Here is a 23,136-nt window from a genome sequence, read left to right on the forward strand (position 1 = left end):
TAACAAAAGAAAGTATGTGTAATAATCACCACCATAGCAAATTGACTTCTAACAATAACGATTTTAAAAAAATAGAGAAACAGTTAGATAGAAGACATTTCTTAAAACAGACCTCGCTTGGTATTGGAGCCATGGCACTGGGCAGTTTATTAGGTGCTGAAAAAGCATTTGCCGGTATTGGCATGAACAGTACGGAAGAAGAGATTTTAAAGGTCTATAATAAGAACCGATTGGGTTTACCGCACCATGCACCAAAGGCCAAAAGAATAATCTATCTTTTTCAGAGTGGTGGACCTTCCCAAATGGATTTGTTCGATTATAAGCCTAAGCTATCGGATATGTTTGGTCAAGAATTACCGGATTCGGTCATAAGTGGTCAAAGACTTACAGGAATGAGCGGTAGTCAAAGTACGTTGCCCATAGCACCATCAACCTTTAAATTTAAACAATACGGAGAATCACGGGCATGGGTAAGTGATGCTATGCCTTATTTGTCCGAGGTTGTAGATGATTTATGTTTCATTAAAAGTATGCAAACAGATCAAATCAACCATACGCCTGCCATTACGTTTATGCAAACGGGAAATCAATTGCCTGGAAGACCCGCAATAGGCTCATGGTTAAGTTATGGTTTAGGTTCGGATAATGAAAACCTGCCTACATTCATTGCTTTGGTTTCAAAAAATGGAAAAGGACAACCTCTAAAAGCTAGTTTATGGGGTAACGGATTTTTACCAACAGAACATCAAGGAGTGCAATTTAGATCGGGAAAAGACCCGGTACTTTATTTGAGCGACCCTGAAAATTACGATGGTAATGATAGAAGGGATATGTTGGATTATTTAAAACATTTGAATGAATTACAGACGGATGCTTACGGTGATCCAGAAATTCAATCGCGTATGTCTCAGTACGAAATGGCTTTTAAAATGCAGACCTCCATTCCGGAAGTAACTGATTTGACCAATGAGCCTGAATATATCTTTGATATGTACGGAGAAGATAGTCGTGACCCTGGTACTTACGCTGCAAACTGTTTAATGGCAAGAAAACTGCTAGAAAAAGGAGTGAAGTTTGTGCAATTATATCACCAAGGATGGGATCAACATAATTACTGCCCAGGAGGAGTAAAAAGTCAATCTAAAAAGACTGATCAAGCTACCGCTGCTTTGATTAAAGATTTAAAACAACGTGGCATGTTTGAAGATACGCTTGTTGTTTGGGGTGGGGAATTTGGTCGTACGGTGTATTCTCAAGGTCAACTAACAAGTGAAAATTACGGTCGCGATCATCACCCGAAAGCATTTACTATGTGGATGGCCGGAGCAGGTGTAAAACCTGGGTTTTCATATGGTGCCACGGATGATTTTAGTTACAATGTAACCAAAGACCCGGTACATGTACACGATTTTCATGCTACGCTAATGCATTTATTCGGTATTGATCATGAACGGTTAACATTTAAACATCAAGGTAGAAGATACCGTCTCACGGATGTACACGGTCATGTAGTAAAGGATTTATTGACCTAGATTTACCTGCTTTTAGTTAACTTTCATAGTAAATTACCACCACAATAAAACCACTAGTATTATATGAGCAATAGAAGAAGCTTTCTTAAGAAATCGGCATTGGGCGCCACCGCTTTAACTACCACAACATCTTTTGGATTTAATATCTTAAAGAAAACCGCATTGGAAGATCAAATCATAGGTCACGGCGATTATAAGTACAAAGTAGTTAAGGATTGGGCACAAATGTCTGTTGCTCACAACCCGATACTGAACTGTCATGAAATGCAAATGGACAGTAAGGGAAGGCTTATCATGTTAGGAGACCATACGGATAATAATATTTTGATTTTTGATAAATCGGGAAAGCTTCTGGATTATTGGGGAACACGTTACCCTGGCGGACACGGGCTTACGCTTCATGATGAAGGAGGTGAGGACATGTTGTATATTGTGGATTGTGGGTGGTTTGTAAATCGAACCGGTAAATGGAGTAAACAGGCAGGAACTGTAAGTAAAACCACTGTTGATGGCCGTCTTTTGTTTAATCTTCCTGATCCACATACGATTGGTGTCTATACGCAAGAACAAGAATATTTGCCTACGGAGACCGCTATAGGTCCAAATGGGGATATTTACGTAGCGGATGGTTACGGCTCTGACTTTATTCTTCAGTTTAGCGGTAAAGGTGAATTCATCCGCAAATGGGGTGGTCATGATAATAGCGATAAAAATTATAATCTTCATAACGCTCACGGTGTTGCCATAGATTATAGGGACAAGCAAAATCCAGTGCTTGTGGTTACTTCTCGCTCTGATAAAAGTTTTAAGTTTTTCACTTTAGAAGGAAAATTTATTAAAACAGTTGAGTTACCGGGAGCGTATGTCTGTCGTCCCGTTCTTGATGATGAAAATATCTACGCTGGCGTATGTTGGTCCGAAAATAAGCAAGGGCATAGGTTTAGCAATTCTGGCTTTGTAACCATTATGGATGGTGAAAACAAGGTAGTTTCCAATCCTGGAGGCGATGCACCTGAATATAAAAATGGCAAACTGCAACAAATGTATCAATCGGAAAAAGCGGTTTTTAATCATGGACACGATGTTTTTGTAGATGAAGACAAGAACCTTTACGTATGTCAATGGAACGCCAACAGAACGCCTCCGGTTAAATTAGAACGGGTATAGGGTCTGTCAGCTTACTTACGTTTAATTACAAATAAGTTACACAAAGACATTTGTGGCTAATAATTGATCATTTCTTTTATAGCTCTGTCTCAAATATGCGTAATTTTCGGGTTAAGGTCTCAAGACTTTAATCAAACTCATATTAACAAAATTTCAAATTTAAATGCGCTGCAAAAAGAACAATCTACTGTATGCTCTTTTGTTGCTTATTGTATTTTCTTCTTGTAAAGAAGAAAAGGCTGTAATCACAGAAAAAAAACCGAATATTATCTACATTATGGCTGATGACCATACTACCCAGGGTTTTGGGATTTATGGTAGCCGGTTGGCAAAATTAAACCCTACACCAACATTGGATAAGATTGCCAAGGAAGGTATCATCTTTGACAATTGCTTCGTAAGTAATTCAATCTGTACGCCAAGTCGTGCAGCCATTATTACGGGTCAGAACTCTCAGTTAAACGGAGTTTTAGATTTGGATGGTCGTATTGAACCAGCTCGCCAGTTTCTTCCAATTGAAATGAAAAAATTAGGTTACCAAACCGCTGTTGTTGGTAAATGGCACTTAAAAGAAGAGCCTGCAGCGTTTGACTATTATAAGGTTTTACCTGGTCAAGGTAAATATTTTGATCCTGAGTTCAGGGTTCGTGGTGATAAGCCGTGGCCTAAAAATACTGTTCAGACTAAGGGGCATTCTTCTGACATGGTTACCGATATTTCTTTGGATTGGTTAAAGAACGAAAGAGACCCTAACAAACCTTTCTTTTTAGTGCATCAGTTTAAAGCACCTCATGATGATTTTGAAAATGCTCCTCGTTACGAAGAGTATTTGGCGGATACCTTTATTCCAGAGCCTGAAAGCCTGTACGAAAGAGGAAATAACGGTTCTATTGCTACACGTGGTAAGAATGATTCGTTGACTAGAATTATTGGATCTTCTGTATCGCACAGAAACTTGATTCGTAACCAGGCTATGAACATTTATGTAGATAGCTCTATTCACCGTTCATATCGTGATGCGGATAAAATCCGTCCAGAAGAATATGTAAAATGGGAAATGGATGATGAAGAGAAGAAATATACGAGTAAGGTTTATCAGGACTACGTAAAAAAGTATTTGCGTTGCGTAAAAGGAGTTGATGATAACGTAAAACGTTTAATGGATTATTTAGAGGCTGAAGGTCTTATGGACAATACTATAATCGTTTATACCGGAGATCAAGGTTTTATGCTTGGTGAACATGATTTTATTGATAAAAGATGGATGTATGAAGAATCTATGCGAATGCCTTTCTTTGTGCGTTACCCTGAAAAAATAAAAGCAGGAACTCGCACGGATGCAATTATCAATAATACAGATTTTGCACCTACGATTATTGAATTGGCTGGCGGAAGCACACCTGATTACATGCAAGGAAAAAGCTTTAAAACAATTTTGGAAACAGGGGAGGAGCCTGAAGATTGGCAAAAGTCTACCTATTACAGGTATTGGATGCATATGGCACACCGTCACCAAAACCCCGCACATTTTGGCGTTCGTACCAAGGATCATAAATTGATATTTTTCTACGGAAAATATTATGTGGATACCAGCGACCCAAATGCAGAATGGGACAAAGAGAATTGGGGTAACGATTTTTCTACGGATACACCTGCAGCGTGGGAGTTTTATGATTTAAAGGAAGACCCTAAGGAAATGAACAATGCCTATGCCGACCCTGCGTATGCAGAAACTATAGCAGATTTAAAGAAAGAATTGTTGAGGCTTCGTAAAGACTTGAATGAAACCGATGAGAAATATCCCCAGATTCAAAAAGTTATAGACGAGCATTGGGATGATTAAGTAATTAACGTAACCAAAAAAAAAGAGCCTAGTTAAAAACTTTAATTAGGCTCTTTTCAATTATATAAGAATGGTATTAGAGTTTAAAAATCCGCTCTAATTTAATCCATTTTTCACCATTTTTGGCCCAAGGCAAGCCTTGTTGATATTTCCACATCAATTGTTCCCATTCCTGTACGGCAGGGTTATTGGCATCCATTTCAGCCTTTCTCTTGGCATCAAAAGTTTCATCGACCTCCATAATCATAAACATGCGGTTTCCGGTTAGGAAAATCTGCATGTCTAAAATACCCGCATCTTTAATACTTTTTGTTATTGCGGGACGGGCGTTACCAGGAGCATGATATTCTTTGTATTCTGCAATGAGTTTTGGGTCATCTTTAAGATCACAGGAATAGCAGTATCTTTTCGTTTTCATGTTAAGCTGTTTTCAATTTGGTTACTTTATAGGCGTACATACCGTAGAATGCAACAAATAAAAGACAAATCATAGGTAATAGGAAAGAAAAGTGAATTTCAGTTATGTTTCCAGCTATCTTATCACCAAATACTTCTTGTCCGTTTACGGTATCGCCAAAATCCATTATACTTGCTTGCAACTTCGGTAAAAATGCACCACCTACAATCGCCATAATAAGTCCAGATGAAGCCAGTTTTGCTTCTTCACCCATATCTTTAAGAGCGAGGCCATAAATGGTCGGGAACATAATAGACATAAATACGGAAACAAATACCAAAAATACCAGGCTTAGAATGCCTGAGGTCATTATGATACCAGCACACATGAGTGCAGCCGCTAAACCAAAATAAGCTAACATTTTAGCAGGATTTATTTTTTTCATCAATGCCGTTCCAATAAAGCGGGTGACAACAAATGATACCATGGCGGTAATATTCCACCATGTAGCATCAACACCTAAGTTTTGAGATTCGTTTAAATATTCTACCAACTGAAAAATAGCTGTCCAGCACATAATCTGGGCACCTACGTAGAACATTTGGGCAACAACACCCAAGAGAAAGGTCTTACTCTTAAAAATACGGTCAACAGATTCTTTTATAGATAGATGATCACCCATTACCATTGCAGGAATTTTTGTCCTCCAAATTACCAGAAAAACCAAAGCGACAAATATGCCAACAGCAATGTACGGACCACTGATAATATTCAGGTCAAAAGCTTTGATTTCAGCAGCTTTTTCAGCTCCTTGGGCTATAATTTCAGAGCTATCTGCATAATCGGCAGATAGAATTCTATCTAATACCACAAACTTGGCAATCAACATACCTGTTAGCGAACCAATAGGGTTAAAGGATTGTGCCAAGTTCAATCTTTGCGTAGCCGTTTCTTTATCCCCCATGGAAAGAATCAATGGGTTAGAGGTGGTTTCCAAGAATCCTAATCCGCAAGTAATTACAAAGAGCGAAATCAAGAAATAGGTATAAGAACCATTTTCGGCTGCAGGATAAAAGAGAATGGCACCTAAAGCATAAAGCGCCAAACCGAGTAATAACCCTGATTTATAACTGAATTTACGTATGAATAAAGCGGCAGGAATAGCCATAACACCATAACCAAAATAGAATGCAAATTGCACATTGTATGCTTCTTCATTAGAAAGAATCATTACTTTTTTAAAGGCAGCAACCATAGGGTTTGTCAAATCGTTGGCAAATCCCCAAAGGGCAAAAATAGACGTCGCCGCAATAAATGGAACGAGCAAATGCTTAGGTACTACAGGTATTTTGGTGTTTTTTGTCATGGGTTTGAATTTAAGTTGGTTGCGATTAATCTTCGGTCAGTAACGAACGGTCTAAATGTACATAGCCGCCGTCCACAAAAATAAATTGTCCTGTAGTGTGCGATGATCTATTTGAGATTGTAAATAAGCAAGTGTCTGCTATCTCATTAGTGCTGGTCATTCTATTTTCTAAAGGAATTTTCTTTACAATGGATTTTAATTTTTGTTCCCCATCAGGTAATGTTCTGATCCAAGTATCATATGATGGCGTCCAGCTTTCTGCAATAATAATCGCATTGGAACGGATGTCGTGCTTTATTAAATCTACAGCCCATTCACGCGTAAGGCCTAAAACACCTCCTTTGGAAGCAGCATAGCCCGAAGTTCTTCCTTGCCCTGTCAAAGCCACTTTAGAACCAATGTTCAAAATGTTGCCCTTTGATTCAATGAGAAAGGGAAGCGCATGTTTTACGATAAGAAAATAGCTCACCATGTTCAGCTTAAGCGAATCCATAAACTCTTCATAACTGGCATCTAGACCAACTCCGTCATTTACACCAACGTTATTGATGACCACATCAATACGACCGTATTTTTTGGTAATTTTATTTACGGCATTTTCAATCTGAACGGGGTCAGTTACATCAGTTTGACAGAAAATAGCATCTATTCCTTTCTCTTGAATTTTCTCAACATACCCAAAACCCCGGGCATTACGATCAATGACAGCAGGTATTGCACCTTCTTCCGCCAAACGCTGTAAAATAGTTTCTCCAATACTACCTTCTTTTCCAGCAGCTCCGCTAATAACGACTACTTTTCCTTTTAAGTTTAAATCCATTGCGTTCTGTTATTTTGGTGTTGTCCTTTTTTCCAGGAGAGCAACTATTGCTCAAATGAGATAGACAATCGTAATTATAAATTATAGAATTCTTGTGCGTTTCCGCCCATGATCATCTCTTGGTCTTGACTACTAAGCGTTGCAATAAAATGGGTTACAATGCTTTTAACCTGGCCGTAATTGCCTGCTACGAGACAAACGGGCCAATCAGAACCGAACATAATCCGTTCACTGCCAAAAGCTTCTAGAACCAAGTGCATGTACGGTTGTAGTTGCTCTGCTGTCCATGTATTGTAATCCGCTTCGGTAATCATACCGGAGAGCTTACAATACACATTTTCATGTTTGCCTATTTCTTTCATCAATGCGGCCCAGCCTTCATAAAAACCATCTTTTATATAAGGTTTTGCGATATGGTCTATGACAAATTTTTGATTAGGAAACTTCTTGATAAACTCCAAAACAGCTCCCAGCTGATGCGGGAAAACTAAAATATCATAGGTGTGATTGTATTTTTCAAGTAAACCTATGCCCCTTAAAAAGTTAGGGCGGAGTAAAAAGTTATGATCATCCTCGCCTTGCACCACATGACGCCAGCCTTTTAAGTTTTTATCCGTGCTGTACTTTTCTAAAACCGATTCAATATTTTCAGCTCTTAAATCGGCCCAGCCCACAACGCCTTTTATGAAATTGTGCTCCTTTGCCAAATTCAATAAAAAATCGGTTTCCTTTAGAGTTTGGTCTGCTTGCACGGCAATACAACCATCAACTTGATTTTCTTGATAGACCTTCTTCAAATCTTGGGGAAGAAAATCTCTCCGGATAACTGACATGTCATCATCGATCCAAGAATGTTTAACCGGTTCGTATTTCCAAAAATGTTGGTGACTATCTATCGTCATTTTTCAATTTTTAAAGATTGAATATGGATTATAAGTTTTTTAAACAGGAATTGATTCCGTTGGCTTCAATGTTTTCGATATTCTTAGCTACGGTTTCCGAAAGACCTTCTATTTGAGTTAAATCTTCGCCCCAAATAGCAGTGTTACTCAATACATTTTTTGTAAAATCCTGTAAGCTTGAACCATTGTCTACTTTCTCCCATTCCGATTTAAAGAAACTTAAAACAGCCTTATCATCATTAAGAGCAATGTTCTCACCGTTAAACTCGCCCTTATAAAACCGGAGCATAGCTGAAAGTCCAAAAACAATGCGTTTTGGTAACTTGTCTTGAGCATTGTAATAATCTTTTAGGGTAGGCAATAAACGAGCAACGAACTTAGAAGTACTATTTAAGGAGATGCTTATAAGTTGATGTTTTAAAAGTGGGTTGCGAAAACGGTCAAGAACGTCTGCAACGAATTTGTTTTTTACATCATCCGGAAAATCAAGTGTAGTTGCGGATTCCTCCAAAAGAAGACTTTCTACAAAGTTGCTTACCGTTTCATTTTCCATAGCTTCTTTTACAAAGCGGATGCCGGCCAAATAACCAACGGGAACCATAGAGGTATGTGCGCCGTTCAGAATGCGGACTTTCATTTCGCGATAGGGGGCAAGATCATTTACGAATTCTACGTTTAGGTCAGTTTCTGAAAAAGGAAGTTCTTTTTGAACTGTTTCATTCGCTTGGATTACCCAGCTGTGGTAATATTCACCAGCAACTAAAAGTTCATCTTTGTACTCTAATTTTTGTTCTATTTCTTCCGCACGGTCGGATGGGTAACCAGAAACGATACGATCTACCAAGGTGCTGCAAAAGTGATTTGCAGTATCTACCCAATCTTTAAATTCAGCCTCTAAGCTCCAGTGATCGGCGTATTGCAAAACCGTTTTTTTGAGAGCGTCGCCATTATCCTCGATCAATTCGCAGGGAAGTAAAATACATCCTTTTGAAGCATCTGCATTAAAGTGTTTAAAACGGTGGTACAGCCAAATCGTTAATTTAGCGGGGAATTCTTTTGGAGGTACTCCATTAAATTCATCTTTCTCATTAAATTTAATTCCGGCCTCAGTTGTATTTGAAACGATAAAACGTAGGTCTTCATTTTCGGCCAGTTTTAGATAAGCAGCCCATTCATTATAGGAGTGAATTATTTGCTGAACCTCGGTAACCAATGTTTTTTCGGCAACCAGTTCTCCGTTTTTAATTCCGTCAAGAACAACCGTAAAAAGTCCGTCTTGAGCTTTCAATTCCGCATAATCTCCTCCCGCAGTGGGTTTGATTATGGCAATATCTCCATTAAAATCGGTTTTCTGGTTGAGTACGTGAACCATCCAGTCCACAAAAGCGCGTAAAAAATTCCCGCCACCAAACTGCATTACCTTTATTGGTCGTTGTGTTATATTGGCTACGTTAGTATGATTTAAAATTTGCATTAATTAGCTGTTTGTCAAGTTAAAATTCAGTTGAGATACTTAAAGCGATATGCCTCTTTTCCAAGGAATAAAGTCTTCTTGCCCTAAGCGTACTGCTGCGGGAATCACCTCACCACTGGCGACTTTAATAATATATTCCAATAGCTCTTCACCTTTTGTTTCAATGGTATCTTCTCCCGTAATTACCGTTCCGGTATTAAAATCTATAATGTCTTTCATACGAGAACTAAGCGCGTTGTTACTTGATAATTTTATGACCGGAGCAATAGGGTTTCCCGTAGGTGTACCTAATCCAGTAGTAAAACAGATTACGTTACAACCGGATCCTGCAAGACCTGTAGTGCTTTCTACATCATTACCAGGTGTACACAAAAGATTCAGGCCTTTTTTTCTAATGGGCTCCGTGTAATCCAGTACATCGGTAACGGGACTTGTTCCCCCTTTTTTGGCTGCACCGGCAGACTTCATGGCGTCTGTAATGAGCCCGTCTTTTATGTTTCCCGGGGATGGATTATTCTCAAACCCAGACCCCACGGATACGGCCTTATCCGAATAAGCACGCATCAGTTTTGCAAATTTTTCGGCATTTTCTTCTGTTTCACAACGGTTGATGAGTTCTTGTTCCACACCGTTCAATTCAGGGAATTCCGAAAGAACAGTTGTGGCTCCTAAGCCTACCAATAGATCCGAGGCATAACCCAAAGAAGGGTTTGCAGATATTCCTGAAAAACCATCAGAACCTCCGCATTCCAAACCTAAAACGAGTTTGGTTAGCGGTGCTGGTTTTCTTTCCGTTTTATTGGCTTCAATTAAACCTAAGAATGTTTTTTTGACCGCTTCTTCTATAAATTGACGCTCTCCGGCACTTTTCTGTTGTTCTAGAACATACAGTGGTTTTTCAAAACTGGGATCGAGTTTAGCAATGGCTGCCTCCAACAATTTGAATTGCGCATTCTGACAACCTAAACTTAGAATGGTAGCACCTGCCGTATTGGGGTGGGTAATGTATCCCGCTAAAAGGTTACATAGTGTTTCCGAATCTTGGCGAATACCCCCACAACCGCCGTCATGGTTCAAGAACTTAATCCCGTCTACATTCGGAAAGGTCCTATTTTGCTTTATGTCTTCTGGAGTTTTAATGATATCCGAAGAAAGAAGGTCGTTCTCAGACGCTCCATTTTTATATTGGTTCACAAGCACCTCGGTGTCCACTACAAAATCAGTAGTGGTATGGTAGCCCAATGATTTTAGTAATGCCGATTTCATTACATCAACATTTCTATTCTCACAGAATACCAAAGGAATCACTAGCCAATGATTGGCCGTACCTACTTTACCGTCTGCTCTGTGATATCCATTGAAAGTAATATCTTTCCATTTACTGACATCAGGAGCGGTCCAGCTCAGTTTTTCTTGACCAACGGCATATTCAGAAGAAGCATGCACAACATTTTCAGTGGTTATGGTCTCACCTTTGGCAATAGGTTTTGTAGCCTTGCCTACTAGAGAACCGTACATGATAATGGAATCACCAATATTAAGATTTGTGATTGTAAACTTATGCTTGGCTTTCACGTCTGCCGTTAACTGAAAACGGTCGTTGTTATGAAAAATCTCAGAACCTTTAGAAATATCTGTAAGGGCTGCCAGAACATTATCTTCAGGATGTATTTGTAAAAATTGCTTTGACATAGTGTTCTTTACTTTTGTCTGTGCTTAATTGTAGGGTTGATGAACGCTTATTTACTCAAAATCAACAGTAGCCTTAATAACTCCGTTTGCTGGATCTAACCAACCATCAAAATTGGCTATCATTTCAGTATAGGGAACATTATGTGTGATGAAAGAATCTATTGGAAAACCGCCTTTTTCCAAAACGGAAATCACATGTTCAAAATCTTCCAAGGTCGCATTTCTACTGCACATAATAGTTGTTTCCTTAGCGTGAATTTTTGGATGTGTAAATACCAATTCTCCTTTGGAAAGACCAACCAATACGTATCTTCCACCATGTGACATATAATCAGGACCTGCTTCAAGTGCTCCTTTGTGACCTGTGGCATCAAAAACAGCTGTAGCTAAATCTCCATTGGTAATTTTTTCAACTTGTTCTACGGCATCTTTTCCACCTAAAACCACATAGTCCACACCGATATCATTTTTGGCATAATCCAAACGCTGTTGGTTCATATCAATAGCTATTACTTTAGCTCCTGCAATCTGGGCCAATTTCATAATGCCAATTCCAATGGGGCCACAGCCAACTACAACAATAGTTTCACCCGGTTTTATATCTGCACGGCGAATAGCGTGTGCACCAATGGCCAAAGGTTCAACAACCGCCATTTGGTCATCCGTTAATTGTTGTGCTGGGATAAGTAAATTGGTCGGAACCGTAATTTTTTCTTGCATTCCACCATCTGTGTGAACACCTAAAACTTTAATGTTCGTACAACAGTTGGTTTTCCCATTTCTACAGGCTATACAAGTACCACAGCTTACATAAGGCATAACTACCACATTATCTCCTGGTTTAATACCTTGAGGATTCTCGTCTATTTCAACTACTTGGGTAGCTAATTCGTGACCGAGAATTCTAGGGTAGGTAAAAAAAGCCTGGTTACCCGCATAAGCGTGTAAATCCGTACCGCAAATACCTACTTTTTTTACTTTTAATATGGCTTCGCCGGATTTTCTTGTGGGTTCTTCCCTTTCTTTAAGAATGAACTCTCCCGGTTTTTCGCATACAATATATTTCATGTGTTTCATCTGTTTTTAGTCACATTCATATTAAAACGAGCTGTTTCTTTTAACACTATCAGGGACTGAGTTAACACTCCTATAGCTAGTAGTGCAGTACTGAAAAAGAGCGCACCTTAACGGTGCGCTCCTAAATTAAAAAAAACTAACTCAACTAACTTCTTTAATAGGGTTCTATAATGATATCTCAAGCACATGTGCAAAATCTCCAGACTTGTTGCCCAAGTCAGAAATTGAAAGCGCATCGTCTTTTACATCAAATGTAATTTTAGCATTGCTGCCTAATAATGTTACACTTTTGATATTTAGGTCTTTACCATATTCACTGGCTTTTCCTAAAGATTTAATATCTACTTTGTTTCCTTCTGGCCATTCCATCATAATAGCATAAAGTTTATCGCCTTTTTTAGTAAAGCGAATATCTTGACCGGTAAAGCCTTTGTTCTGACCTTCACTATGATGTCCTTTTTTAACTTCTGTAGGGCCTTCGCCAAAAGTGCTCCAGTATTCGGTATCATAAATAGCTTCACCATTGGTGTTAAGCCAATCACCGATTTGAAATAAAATTTCTTTTTGGTCTTCTGGAATTGTTCCATCTGCCTTTGGACCTACATTTAGTAAAAGGTTTCCGTTTTTAGATACAATATCAACTAAATCATCAACCAAACTATTAGCAGTTCTGGATTCCCAGTTCATAACATAGCACCATGAATTTTTTCCGATAGAAGTATCCGTTTGCCAAGGCAGTTTGCGAATTCCAGGAAGCTTACCACGTTCCAAATCATAAATAACAGTGCCTTCTGGGAAAGCTTCGTGGTCAAAATTCTTATCGTTTATAACCACTTCTTTACCCCATTCTATACCTTTATTATAGTAGTAAGCGGCAATTTTAGGACGGTATTCTTTGTAATCAGGGATATCTAAATAGAAATCAAACCAAAGAATATCCGGCTGGTAATTATCAATAAGGTCTACCGTTCTATCCCACCACATTTTTTTAAACTCTTCGGAAACAGGTTCCGTTAGGTCTTTTCCTTTTGGAGAGTATAAATCTGCATACTCAGGGTCTGTGGTGTCAAATTTTTCTTTTTTATTGTAGAAAGACCAGTTAAAAGCATAGTGGGAGGACGCCCCCATAATCATACCTTGTGCGCGACCTTCTTTAAAAAGTTCACCTAAAACATCACGTTTAGGCCCCATATCTACAGAGTTCCAACGTGTGGTGTTGGACTTGTACATGGCAAAACCATCATGGTGATCCGCAACGGGAATTACATATTTTGCACCTGATTTCTTAAAAATGTCTATCCATTCTTTGGCATCAAATTTTTCGGCCTTGAACATAGGAATGAAATCTTTGTATCCAAATTTCTTTTGGTCTCCATATGTTTTTTTATGATGAAGGTACGTGGCGTTCGGCCCTTTTTGACCTGATTTTAGCTGAGCGCTAAAAGTGGCCGTATCCATATACATTTGGCGTGGATACCACTCAGAACCAAAAGCAGGAACAGCATATGCACCCCAATGAATGAAAATACCAAACTTACTATCGTTAAACCATTCTGGATCTTTATAATTTTCTTTTATGGATTCCCAATTCGCCTCGTATTTCACTACAGTTTCTTTGACGGTAGTTTCTTCTTTTTTATCCGTTTTTGAGCCGCAAGAAGCAAGGACTGCACCGGTCAGTAAAAGTGTTAAAACTCTATTAGTTAAAATCATTTAAAAAGGATTGGTTAGTAAGGCCAATAAGAGGCGCTATTAATGAGTTGCTAAGATGCAATATAATAAGACAAGCGAAAGTGTGAATTGTTCAAATAACTATAACAAATGGTTAATTATTTGCTTTGTACAGTTTTTGAGGAGTTTGTAAAGTGCAGTTTTTTAGGCTTTTGCGTATTTTTTTTGATAAGTAAGAGGAGAAGAACCCATGAATTTCTTGAATTGCCTGTGAAAAAAAGGGAGCGATTCATAACCACAAGAAAATGCAATATGAGAGACGGAATCATGTGTATCAAGAAGCATTCTTGCCGAGATATTTATACGGAATTCATTCAAAAAAGTAAAGAAAGGACGACCCATCATTTTGGTAAAAAACCTTGAAAAGGATTGCTCGGACATATTAACCAAATCGGCTACTTCTTTAAGGTAAATTTTACGACCATAATTCAATCCTACAAAATCATGAATTTGCGCCATTCTACTCCCATATTCAGAAGGTAGGTCTTCCGTAAAGCTAGCTCCGGATAGCGTTTTACAACTACAACTGGATAATTTCACTAAAATGGTAAGTAATTCAATATATAAGTCGTGCGCTTCTAATTCCGGGCATTTTTTTAAACGTAACAAAAGAGGAGTGGTTTCTTCTTTATTGAATAAGAGCCCTCTAGAAGAGGTCCTTAGCATGTGAAATAAAGAAGCTAGTTCTGGTACTTTAGGGAAGATACCAATATTCCATTGAATCACAATGGATTTTGATAGCCCTTCTTGGTTAGTGTTGTTTTTCCAACAATGTGGAAGATTTGAACGTAACAAAACCAATTCGCCCGGTTGGTAGGGCCCTACATAATCACCCACGAATTTAGTTCCCACGCTTTCTTCTATATAAGTAAGCTCATGTTGAGGATGAAAATGCCAAGGCGTTTCAAAATCTTTTTTAGAATGATAAAAGCTTGTAATCGTACGTTGCTCGTCTAAGTGTATGGGCTCTAATACAGGTTTCATTCTAATACTAAGTTGAAAAATAAGAATATTAGGTAATAATTTATTTTGTTGTAAAATACGATAAAATTGACATGAGGGAACAGAATAAGGTACTTATTTGTTAAAAAAGGCTACTGATAGTGATTTTGAAATATTGATTTTTGTATTTCCACAGAAAGTCTATCCTATAATACATATCGCTTATATGAAAAAAAGTGAATTTCCAGATCCGTTCGAAAAAACAAGAGAAGCAAAAGGTTACGGAGAAATGAACGATCAAGATGATCCGGTAACTATGCTTTTGCGTCATAAAGACGTTCGTAAAACAGCGCATAATTATAAAACTTTTCAGTCTGGTGCAGCTCCGGGACGTATAGTTATTCCTTCAGAGGTAAATATTCGTGATACGCGTCAAATTCCTTTTGAAGTAGATCCTCCAGTTCATAAAGAGTATAGGTCAATAGTAGAGCCCTGGTTTAAAAGACCGCTACAACCGGAGTATCAAGAGAAATTATCAAAACAAATAGCAAACATAATAGAAGAAGTACTTCAGGAAGATTCAGTTGAAGTAGTAACGGGTTTGGCGCTTAAGTTACAGTCTAGAGCACTAACGTTATTGTTAAACACTCCTTTTGATGAATCTGAAAAGTGGATTTCCTGGGGAACACACGTCTTTAGAAGTGAAGGTGAAGCTCTTGATGGGGACAAGGCGAATATCCTATATGATTATATAGATGCACAAATAGACCGTGCAGCCAAAAGCCCAACGGACGATATGTACTCCGTGCTTTTGGACTCTGAATTTGAAGGTAGAAAGTTAACCAAAGAAGAAGTAAAAGGTGTCATGGTACTGACTTTTGCAGGAGGAAGAGATACGGTAATAAATGCGGTTACAAATGCCATAGCGTATTTGGCGGAAAACCCCGAGTCTTTGGAGCGCTTGCGTAATGAACCAGAAATTACAGGAAAGACCGTAGAAGAGATGATTCGGTATTTTTCTCCGCTTACCCAAATGGGGCGTGTAGTTACAGAAGATACTTTTGTTTGTGAGCATGCTGCCAAGGCAGATACTAGGGTATCCTTATGTTGGGCCTCTGCCAATAGGGATGCCGCTGTTTTTGAAAATCCCAATGAGATTGTAATGGATCGTAAAATCAACCCGCATGTTGGTTTTGGTTTTAGTCACCATAACTGTTTGGGTGCTACTCATGCAAGACAGATCATGAAAATATTACTTCAGACTTTAGCTGAAAAAATAGGCTCGTTTGAAATACTCGATTACGAAGAAAATATAGAAGATTTACATCACTTTAAACGTAAAGTGGGTTTCCACAGTATTAATATGAAATTCAATCCTTTAACAAAATAGAAGCCATGGCAAAAATCACTTTTATAACCAACGACGAAGAAACTATAACATTAGAAGGTACATCCGGTTCTGTAATGGCATTGGCTGTAGATAATGGTGTGCCCGGAATTGATGGCGATTGTGGGGGAGTTTGCTCTTGTGCTACTTGCCACGTTCATGTAGCTCCAGAAGACATGGAGAAAACAGGAAGTGCAAGCGAAATTGAGACAGATATGCTAGAGTTGGATGATAATGCAGATGAATATAGCCGTTTATGCTGCCAAATAGATATTACCGATGCTATTGATGGTGTTGTGTTGAAAGTCGCCAAATAAAACATAATGTCCGAAAGTACAACAAACAATAAAAATTGTGTAGTAATAGGTGCCAGCCATGCAGGGGTGAACTTTGCGTTTGCTTTACGCCGAGAAGGTTGGCAAGGTTCAATTACCATGGTGGATATTGATCCTACTTTGCCTTACCACAGGCCACCTTTGTCCAAGGCCTATTTAACCAGTTCCGATAGCATTGAGAAAAACCTTCTGAAGTCAGAAGAGAGTTATGTAAAAGAGAATATAAATCTTAAACTGGGTGTTTGGGTAGACGCTTTTAACCGCGAAAATAAGAAGGTTGTTTTAGCTGATGGAACATCGCTAGGATATGATAAACTCGTAATTGCCACTGGTGCTCGACCAATTATGCCTCCTATTCCGGGGTTGGATACGGCAAAGAATTCATTTGCGTTACGATCAGCTGCAGATGTGGCCAATATCCGAAAGACCGTTGTAGAAAATGTAGGTCTTAAGGTAGTAGTTATTGGAGGAGGATATATTGGACTAGAAACTGCTGCATCCCTAAAAAAAATGGGAGCAGAAGTAGTCGTTTTAGAACGAGAGTCTAGGACACTCGCCAGGGTAACAGCACCGGAAATGTCCCTATTTTTTCAAAAACTTCATGCTGAGCATGGTGTAGCCGTACTCACCGAAAAAAATGTAGTTTCTATAGAGAGTAATGGGAATAGGAATATCGTGGTCTGTTCGGATGGAACGAATTATGAGGCCGATATGATTGTGGTTGGCGTTGGTATTCATGTAAACAAAGAACTGGCAGAAAAAGCCGGTTTGACCATAGAAAATGGTATTCAGGTGAATGAAATGGCACAAACCAGTGATAAAGATATTTATGCCATTGGGGATTGTACTTTTCATCATAATCCGCATTACAAGCGTCATATCCGCTTAGAATCGGTACAAAATGCGGTGGATCAAGCAAAGATTGCCGCTGCGGCCATTATAGGTAAAGATTGCGCATATGATGCATTACCCTGGTTTTGGTCTGATCAGTATGATGTAAAATTACAGATGGTGGGACTTTCTCAAGGCTATGATGAAGTGCTGGTCAGGAAAGAAGCTGATAAAGAAAACTGTTTTTCCGTATGGTATTTTAAAGGTGATACACTTTTAGCTGTTGATGCAGTAAACAATGCAAAAGCCTATGTCTACGGAACAAAATTTATAAAAGGCGGAGAGAAGTTGGATAAATCTAAGTTGAGCGACCCTATGGCGGAGTTCAAACCAGTTAATCTAATCGCTCAATAACAATATATAAAAGCACAAATAATGTCAATTCAATCAAAAAGTGCAGTAGCAAAAGGTGACGGTACTTTTATCATTACTCACGTAACCGTTGCAGAACCAAAGGCGGACGAGCTACTTGTAAAAATAAAAGCTGCCGGTCTTTGTCATACAGATTATGATTCTCTTACTTGGGGCAAGCCTATTGTAATGGGGCATGAAGGTGCTGGAATTATTGAAAAAGTAGGCTCGGAAATCAAAGATTTGAAAGTAGGGGACCAAGTTCTTTTGAACTGGGCCACACCTTGTTTAAGCTGTTTTCAATGTCAAGAAGGAAATCAGCATATATGTGAAAACAATTCCCCGGTTGTCGCTGGTGGAAATGGGCATACTCCTGGTCATGCGCATTTGAAAGGTAGCCAATGGGAAGGTAAACCTATTGAACGTTCTTTTAATCTAGGTACGCTTAGCGAATACGCTTTGGTAAAAGAATCTGCCGTGGTTAAGGTAGAAGAGGAAAATTTAAACTTCTCTGCCGCTAGTATTATCAGTTGTGGCGTAATGACAGGCTATGGTTCGGTAGTGAATTCAGCAAAATTAGCTGCCAGTAGTTCTGCTGTAATTTTGGGATGTGGTGGTGTTGGACTCAATGTTATAAATGCCTGTGAAATTTCTGGCGCAGGTAAAATAATCGCTGTAGACATCAATCCTAATAAACTAGAGCTGGCTAAGCAATTTGGTGCTACAGATGTTATTCTTGCCGATAAGGGGGATAAGGGATTGGCAAACGTTGCAGAGCAGGTAAAAACTATGCTTGGAGGTAGAGGAGCAGATTATGCTTTTGAGTGTACCGCTATTCCTGCATTGGGAGCTGCTCCATTAGCAATGATTCGCAATGCAGGTACAGCCGTTCAGGTAAGTGGTATTGAGGAAGATATTACGATAGATATGCGTCTTTTTGAATGGGATAAAATTTACATCAATCCGCTGTATGGTAAATGCCGACCACAAATCGATTTTCCAAAACTAGTACGATTGTACAAAAAAGGAGATTTGAAATTAGACGAAATGATTACCAAAGAATACAAACTAGACGATTTACAATTGGCCTTAGATGATATGTTGGCCGGTAAAAATGCAAAAGGGGTAATAGTTTTTGATTAAATAAACATGTTCAGAACCACCGAAATTTCAGATGCCGCATACGAGAGTGCAAACCTTAGGTTCATCACCGTAAAGACTAATAAGCTAAACGGAAGAGGAGATATTTGTGTATTTGTTCCGCCAATGGCAAATCTAGAGGCTTTACCGCTTGTTATTTTGTTACACGGCGTTTATGGCAGTGCTTGGGTGTGGTCTCAAAAGGCGGGAGTTCACATTTCTGCCCTTGAGATGATGGAGAACGGGGAAATTCCGCCGATGGTGATAGCTATGCCTTCAGACGGACTTTGGGGAGATGGTTCCGGTTATCTTCCGCATAATCAAAAAGATTTTGAAAGTTGGATTGTTGATGATGTACCTAATGCCGTAATAGAGAATATTTCATCCGTTAGTAGAAAATCAGAACTGTTTATATCCGGATTGTCCATGGGTGGTTTTGGTGCTTTACGTTTAGGCGTGAAATATCATAATCGATTTAAAGCAATTTCTGGTCACTCGTCCATTACAGATGTAGAGCAGATGCACCTTTTTGTAGAAGAATCCTTGGATAATTATAAGCAGGAAGATGCTTGGGAAAATTCCGTTTGGGGATTAATAAAAAGGAATAAGAATCATTTACCCCACTTGCGTTTTGATTGTGGTAGCGAAGATCAGCTTATAGCATATAACCGGAAGCTTCACGAACAGTTAGAGGAGCATGAAATTCCTCACGTTTATGAGGAGTTTAATGGAGCTCATGAATGGACGTACTGGAGCGAACATATCAAAGATACATTACGATTTTTTGCTTCTCATAGTTAAGGCGTTTTTGACTTGGTATATATAAGGCTTACATAAATAATCAACCATAAATAAAAGAATCAAAAACCATGCAGTTAGTAAAAGATTTGGCCGACCGCCACGAATTGATTTCGGACCTTTTTAAGCAGCCAAAATCACCAGAGGAATGGGAACAGTATAAATTGAGTGATGAGCAAGTAGCCCATTTTCATGAGTATGGTTATGTTTCTGGAATAAAATTGTTGGATGAAAGTCAGATCAATGTTCTCCGAAAAGAATTGGAAGAAATACGTGACCCGAAACACCCGGCACACGAGCTTTTTTATGAATTTCATGGCAATCAATCAACGGACCCTAATACTGTGCTTTTTCATTCTCTTGGGCACTGGCGAATTACAGAAGGGTTTCATGATTTGTTATGGAATCCCGCTTTTACAATGGCCGCAAGTCAATTGTTGGGCAACAATAATGTTAGGTTTTGGCATGATCAGTTGTTCTGTAAACCCTCAAATCATGGAGGCGTAGTAGCTTGGCATCAAGATTATTCATTTTGGATAAGAACAGTGCCCATGCAACATTTAACCTGCTGGACAGGTTTGGATGATGCCACTACAGAAAATGGTTGTCTGTATTATGTGCCTGGAAGTCATAAATGGGGACTCCTACAAAAGCCGGAACTTGCAGGTAAAATGGAAGGACTTATGGAATTTATGACCGATGAACAAAAGGCGAATTTTAATCCCGTACCTATTGAGCTTAAAAAGGGGTATGGTTCTTTTCACCATCCTTTAATGATCCATGGTTCTTATGAGAATAAGTCAGAATTTAGCAGAAGGGCAATTGTTCTAAATGCTTTTTCAGATGGAACTGTAAGTGATACTGATGGAGAGATGCTTAGAGGTACACCCATTAGGGTTCCGAAAGGTGAAAAAATGGACGGTAAATTTTTCCCTCTTCTTTTTGACCGGAAATAAAATTTATGAAGTAGTACACTGCCTCTTTTAAAGAGGCAGTGTTGTTTTTTAACCTTACTGTTCTGGTTTTTGTAACCTGTTACTGAGAAGATGAAATAGTAAGAAGTGAGATTCTGGCAACACTATTATTTAGTATCTTTCCTATCGAAAAAAAATATCCATCCTAAAAAATAAGAAAGGTATGAAGCATTTTCTCTGTTCGATTTTGGCAGTAACTTGTTTGGTTCTCACCAGTTGTAAAAACGATGAAAAAAAAGTACAAGAAAAGGCCGTTAGGCCAAATGTTTTGTTCATTCTAGCGGATGATTATGGGTACCATGATTTAAGTGTCAGTGGCAGTAAATTTTACGAAACCCCAAATATTGATAGGATAGCCAATGAGGGAATGAATTTTACCAATGGGTATGCAGCCAGTAGGGTCTGTAGTCCTTCTAGGGCCAGTATTATGTTAGGTACATTCACGGCAAGGCACGGAATTACAGATTGGATTGGAGCAAAAGTAGGCGAGGACTGGCGGAAAGTTGGTCGTTTTAATAAGTTACTTCCCCCAGAATACGAACATAATCTTCCTGCCCAAGCTACTACTTTACCAGAAGCTATGAAAACCGCAGGTTATAAAACCTTTTTTGCAGGAAAATGGCATTTAGGGGAAAAAGGGTCGTGGCCCGAAGACCATGGTTTTGATATTAATAAAGGAGGGTGGGATGCTGGTAGCCCCAATGGAGGTTATTTTGCGCCTTATACCAATCCCAATCTGGAGAATCATGAGGATGGTGAGAATCTAACCATGCGTTTGGCAGAAGAAACCATTAACTTTTTAAAGAAAAATAATCCAAAAGAAACGGGTCAGCCTGTCTTTGCCTATCTTTCTTTTTATGCGGTGCACGGACCTATTCAGACCACCAAAGGCAAATGGGCCAAGTATCAGAAAAAGGCAGAGAAAAACGGAATTGCGGCCACAGGCTATAAGATGGCAAAATTCCTCCCGATACGCCAAGTGCAGGATAATCCCGTTTATGCTGGTTTGGTAGAAACTATGGATGATGCCGTGGGTAGAGTTTTGCAAACACTAGATTCTTTGGGGCTCGATAAAAATACATTGGTAGTTTTTACGTCTGATAATGGTGGTGTTTCTGCAGGAGATTCTTTTTCTACTTCAAACTTTCCGTTAAGAGGAGGGAAGGGATATCAATTTGAAGGAGGTATTCGCGAACCGTATTTTATAAGAGCACCTTGGTTGGTTAGAAGCGGGACATCTACTTCGGAGCCAGTAACTGGTGCAGATTTTTATCCAACAATTCTTGATATAGCCGGTATTGATTTAAAACCGGAACAACATTTAGATGGAAAAAGTCTACTACCAATTCTTAAGGGAGGAAATTTTGAAGAGCGTCCGTTGTTTTGGCATTATCCACATTATGGTAACCAAGGAGGAGAACCATCTTCGGTTGTTAGAAAAGGGGATTGGAAATTGATTCATTACTATGAGGATGATAGGGAAGAGCTTTATAATTTAAAAGATGATTTAGAGGAGTTGAACAATGTTGCATCGGAACATACAGATTTGCAAAAACAACTGAGCGAACAACTGTTTGCTTATTTAGATGAAGTTGGGGCTAGATATCCATCAAAAGACCCAGAGTATAGTTTACAAAAAGAGGAGGCATACCTCAAGAAGATTGTAGATAAGAAACTACCATCCCTAGAGAAAGAGAGACTCAACTTTTTGTCTCCTGATTTTGATCCTAAAAATGATTGGTGGGGGAGTAATGTGACTGTGGATTGAAGCTGTCTAAAAAGAAGGTGTAAAGACTTTAAATAGAGTGTTTTAGAAAAAGAGGGCGATTTTCGTCCTCTTTTTGTGTTTCATAAACAATTGATTCAGTTTTTAACATAAGTTTTAGATATAATAAATGTTAATATTTGTAAAACATATGTTCAAAAGTTAAAATAATGTCAGCATATGTTAATCCTAGCCTATAAGTGGTACTTGTCTAGTAGTAGATTTAAAAAGTGCAAATTTTAGGGATAATCTCAGTGCTAAAATTCCAGCGACATTCTAATATTTTTCTTTCAATATAAAGATATTCAATCATTTAATTTCATTTTTAAATAATTGAATTTCAATAATTTATAATATAAATACAGCTTTTGAAAGTAGATGCAAATTTTATAATCACAAAGTTTTTTTCTTAAAATATAATCGCTTAAAAATTGAGAGTTTACATAGTTATCTCGCTTTTGTCTAGGAAAACTTCAGTAATTCATATTAAGATATTAATAATTTTAGCACTGTATTAGTAAGGTGTTCTCAATAATTATGATAAAAAAATGC

Annotated in this window: 19 protein-coding genes; 10 read left to right on the forward strand and 9 right to left on the reverse strand. The window is 38.6% G+C overall.

Features of this window, described 5'->3' with window-relative positions; all coding sequences use genetic code 11:
• Positions 1-14: 14 nt before the first annotated feature.
• From KO521_RS05635 to KO521_RS05645, 3 genes are all read left to right on the forward strand, one after another.
• A complete protein-coding gene (locus KO521_RS05635; protein ID WP_215938931.1) occupies positions 15-1,532 on the forward strand; it encodes a DUF1501 domain-containing protein in 1,518 nt (505 codons plus the stop codon).
• 63 nt (positions 1,533-1,595) lie between these two features.
• The gene (locus tag KO521_RS05640; RefSeq protein ID WP_215938932.1) at positions 1,596-2,699 is read left to right on the forward strand and encodes a twin-arginine translocation signal domain-containing protein; all 1,104 of its coding nucleotides are present in this window, start codon (positions 1,596-1,598) and stop codon (positions 2,697-2,699) included.
• A gap of 163 nt (positions 2,700-2,862) precedes the next feature.
• Entirely contained in the window at positions 2,863-4,542 is a 1,680-nt protein-coding gene (locus KO521_RS05645; RefSeq protein ID WP_215938933.1) for a sulfatase family protein, read from the forward strand.
• A 76-nt stretch (positions 4,543-4,618) separates the two neighbouring features.
• Here the strand turns inward: KO521_RS05645 and KO521_RS05650 are convergent, their stop codons facing one another.
• The 9 genes from KO521_RS05650 to KO521_RS05690 form a co-directional block, all read right to left on the reverse strand.
• Complete coding sequence (locus KO521_RS05650; RefSeq protein WP_215938934.1) at positions 4,619-4,960, reverse strand: L-rhamnose mutarotase; 342 nt, start codon at positions 4,958-4,960, stop codon at positions 4,619-4,621.
• Between the two features lies 1 nt (position 4,961).
• Positions 4,962-6,305 carry an L-fucose:H+ symporter permease gene (gene fucP, locus KO521_RS05655; RefSeq protein WP_215938935.1) on the reverse strand — a complete coding sequence of 448 codons (1,344 nt, stop codon included), beginning with the start codon at positions 6,303-6,305 and terminating at the stop codon, positions 4,962-4,964.
• Positions 6,306-6,330: 25 nt separating this feature from the next.
• Positions 6,331-7,125: an SDR family oxidoreductase gene (locus tag KO521_RS05660; protein ID WP_215938936.1), complete on the reverse strand. Its 795-nt coding sequence runs from the start codon at positions 7,123-7,125 to the stop codon at positions 6,331-6,333.
• A gap of 74 nt (positions 7,126-7,199) precedes the next feature.
• On the reverse strand, positions 7,200-8,027 hold the full coding sequence (locus KO521_RS05665; protein ID WP_215938937.1) for an amidohydrolase family protein: 828 nt from the start codon (positions 8,025-8,027) through the stop codon (positions 7,200-7,202).
• Between the two features lie 28 nt (positions 8,028-8,055).
• Entirely contained in the window at positions 8,056-9,501 is a 1,446-nt protein-coding gene (locus KO521_RS05670) for a tagaturonate reductase (protein WP_215938938.1), read from the reverse strand.
• Between the two features lie 39 nt (positions 9,502-9,540).
• Entirely contained in the window at positions 9,541-11,193 is a 1,653-nt protein-coding gene (locus tag KO521_RS05675) for a UxaA family hydrolase (protein WP_215938939.1), read from the reverse strand.
• Positions 11,194-11,244: 51 nt separating this feature from the next.
• Positions 11,245-12,261, reverse strand: coding sequence for a zinc-binding alcohol dehydrogenase family protein (locus tag KO521_RS05680; protein ID WP_215938940.1), 1,017 nt, complete (start codon positions 12,259-12,261; stop codon positions 11,245-11,247).
• Positions 12,262-12,435: 174 nt separating this feature from the next.
• On the reverse strand, positions 12,436-13,983 hold the full coding sequence (locus KO521_RS05685) for an alpha-L-fucosidase (protein ID WP_215938941.1): 1,548 nt from the start codon (positions 13,981-13,983) through the stop codon (positions 12,436-12,438).
• 162 nt (positions 13,984-14,145) lie between these two features.
• Positions 14,146-14,985 carry an AraC family transcriptional regulator gene (locus tag KO521_RS05690; RefSeq protein WP_215938942.1) on the reverse strand — a complete coding sequence of 280 codons (840 nt, stop codon included), beginning with the start codon at positions 14,983-14,985 and terminating at the stop codon, positions 14,146-14,148.
• 184 nt (positions 14,986-15,169) lie between these two features.
• Between KO521_RS05690 and KO521_RS05695 the strand changes: the two genes are divergently transcribed.
• The 7 genes from KO521_RS05695 (at position 15,170) to KO521_RS05725 (ending at position 22,587) form a co-directional block, all read left to right on the forward strand.
• Positions 15,170-16,333, forward strand: coding sequence for a cytochrome P450 (locus KO521_RS05695; RefSeq protein WP_215938943.1), 1,164 nt, complete (start codon positions 15,170-15,172; stop codon positions 16,331-16,333).
• Between the two features lie 5 nt (positions 16,334-16,338).
• A complete protein-coding gene (locus KO521_RS05700) occupies positions 16,339-16,647 on the forward strand; it encodes a 2Fe-2S iron-sulfur cluster-binding protein (RefSeq protein WP_194527603.1) in 309 nt (102 codons plus the stop codon).
• Between the two features lie 6 nt (positions 16,648-16,653).
• Complete coding sequence (locus tag KO521_RS05705) at positions 16,654-17,910, forward strand: NAD(P)/FAD-dependent oxidoreductase (RefSeq protein WP_215938944.1); 1,257 nt, start codon at positions 16,654-16,656, stop codon at positions 17,908-17,910.
• A gap of 21 nt (positions 17,911-17,931) precedes the next feature.
• A complete protein-coding gene (locus KO521_RS05710; RefSeq protein ID WP_215938945.1) occupies positions 17,932-19,050 on the forward strand; it encodes an alcohol dehydrogenase catalytic domain-containing protein in 1,119 nt (372 codons plus the stop codon).
• A 6-nt stretch (positions 19,051-19,056) separates the two neighbouring features.
• Positions 19,057-19,848, forward strand: a complete 792-nt coding sequence (locus KO521_RS05715) for an alpha/beta hydrolase (protein WP_215938946.1) — start codon at positions 19,057-19,059, stop codon at positions 19,846-19,848.
• Positions 19,849-19,916: 68 nt separating this feature from the next.
• The gene (locus KO521_RS05720) at positions 19,917-20,801 is read left to right on the forward strand and encodes a phytanoyl-CoA dioxygenase family protein (RefSeq protein ID WP_215938947.1); all 885 of its coding nucleotides are present in this window, start codon (positions 19,917-19,919) and stop codon (positions 20,799-20,801) included.
• Between the two features lie 181 nt (positions 20,802-20,982).
• Entirely contained in the window at positions 20,983-22,587 is a 1,605-nt protein-coding gene (locus KO521_RS05725; protein ID WP_215938948.1) for a sulfatase, read from the forward strand.
• Positions 22,588-23,136: the final 549 nt, after the last annotated feature.

This window comes from Zobellia uliginosa, from assembly GCF_018860745.1.
In the GTDB taxonomy this organism is placed as follows: Bacteria; Bacteroidota; Bacteroidia; order Flavobacteriales; family Flavobacteriaceae; genus Zobellia; species Zobellia uliginosa_B.

What these genes read in the sequence shown, in the direction of transcription:
- KO521_RS05635 (WP_215938931.1), top strand. Translation starts at nt 15, where the DNA reads ATGTGTAATAATCACCACCATAGCAAATTGACTTCTAACAATAACGAT.
- KO521_RS05640 (WP_215938932.1), top strand. Translation starts at nt 1,596, where the DNA reads ATGAGCAATAGAAGAAGCTTTCTTAAGAAATCGGCATTGGGCGCCACC.
- KO521_RS05645 (WP_215938933.1), top strand. Translation starts at nt 2,863, where the DNA reads ATGCGCTGCAAAAAGAACAATCTACTGTATGCTCTTTTGTTGCTTATT.
- KO521_RS05650 (WP_215938934.1), bottom strand. Translation starts at nt 4,960, where the DNA reads ATGAAAACGAAAAGATACTGCTATTCCTGTGATCTTAAAGATGACCCA.
- fucP (WP_215938935.1), bottom strand. Translation starts at nt 6,305, where the DNA reads ATGACAAAAAACACCAAAATACCTGTAGTACCTAAGCATTTGCTCGTT.
- KO521_RS05660 (WP_215938936.1), bottom strand. Translation starts at nt 7,125, where the DNA reads ATGGATTTAAACTTAAAAGGAAAAGTAGTCGTTATTAGCGGAGCTGCT.
- KO521_RS05665 (WP_215938937.1), bottom strand. Translation starts at nt 8,027, where the DNA reads ATGACGATAGATAGTCACCAACATTTTTGGAAATACGAACCGGTTAAA.
- KO521_RS05670 (WP_215938938.1), bottom strand. Translation starts at nt 9,501, where the DNA reads ATGCAAATTTTAAATCATACTAACGTAGCCAATATAACACAACGACCA.
- KO521_RS05675 (WP_215938939.1), bottom strand. Translation starts at nt 11,193, where the DNA reads ATGTCAAAGCAATTTTTACAAATACATCCTGAAGATAATGTTCTGGCA.
- KO521_RS05680 (WP_215938940.1), bottom strand. Translation starts at nt 12,261, where the DNA reads ATGAAATATATTGTATGCGAAAAACCGGGAGAGTTCATTCTTAAAGAA.
- KO521_RS05685 (WP_215938941.1), bottom strand. Translation starts at nt 13,983, where the DNA reads ATGATTTTAACTAATAGAGTTTTAACACTTTTACTGACCGGTGCAGTC.
- KO521_RS05690 (WP_215938942.1), bottom strand. Translation starts at nt 14,985, where the DNA reads ATGAAACCTGTATTAGAGCCCATACACTTAGACGAGCAACGTACGATT.
- KO521_RS05695 (WP_215938943.1), top strand. Translation starts at nt 15,170, where the DNA reads ATGAAAAAAAGTGAATTTCCAGATCCGTTCGAAAAAACAAGAGAAGCA.
- KO521_RS05700 (WP_194527603.1), top strand. Translation starts at nt 16,339, where the DNA reads ATGGCAAAAATCACTTTTATAACCAACGACGAAGAAACTATAACATTA.
- KO521_RS05705 (WP_215938944.1), top strand. Translation starts at nt 16,654, where the DNA reads ATGTCCGAAAGTACAACAAACAATAAAAATTGTGTAGTAATAGGTGCC.
- KO521_RS05710 (WP_215938945.1), top strand. Translation starts at nt 17,932, where the DNA reads ATGTCAATTCAATCAAAAAGTGCAGTAGCAAAAGGTGACGGTACTTTT.
- KO521_RS05715 (WP_215938946.1), top strand. Translation starts at nt 19,057, where the DNA reads ATGTTCAGAACCACCGAAATTTCAGATGCCGCATACGAGAGTGCAAAC.
- KO521_RS05720 (WP_215938947.1), top strand. Translation starts at nt 19,917, where the DNA reads ATGCAGTTAGTAAAAGATTTGGCCGACCGCCACGAATTGATTTCGGAC.
- KO521_RS05725 (WP_215938948.1), top strand. Translation starts at nt 20,983, where the DNA reads ATGAAGCATTTTCTCTGTTCGATTTTGGCAGTAACTTGTTTGGTTCTC.